Here is a 422-nt window from a genome sequence, read left to right on the forward strand (position 1 = left end):
CACTTTTGCTTAAATCTACAACAACGAATCTTAAAGGAAACAGGAATTCCTACCTCCATTGGCATTGGCCCTACTAAAACGCTGGCAAAAATTGCCAATCATCTTTGCAAAAAGGTATTAAAAATGCCTGTATTTAATGTGACTTTTGAGCGCCAATGGCTTGAAAAAATCGACATAGGGGATGTCTGGGGCATAGGGCGTCAATGGTCAAGGAAACTACAACTGCAAGGCATTGCGACCGCCGCTGACTTAGCTCATTTAAATCCCCATCATTTAAAACAACAATTTAACGTGGTGTTGATGCGAACGGCCATGGAGTTAGGCGGCATTCCTTGCAACGAATTGGACGTCAGAGAGCCTAAAAAATCCATCATGTCGTCAAAATCCTTTGGCGAGATGCAAACAGACTTTGCCTTAATTGC

Annotated in this window: 1 protein-coding gene; it reads left to right on the forward strand. The window is 42.7% G+C overall.

Annotation, left to right across the window (positions count from 1 at the left end; translation table 11 throughout):
* A partial coding sequence (locus tag Ldro_RS16770; protein ID WP_238583983.1) for a Y-family DNA polymerase occupies positions 1 to 422 on the forward strand: 422 nt, incomplete at both ends.

It is taken from the genome of Legionella drozanskii LLAP-1 (genome assembly GCF_001467585.1).
GTDB classification, from domain to species: domain Bacteria; phylum Pseudomonadota; class Gammaproteobacteria; order Legionellales; family Legionellaceae; genus Tatlockia; species Tatlockia drozanskii.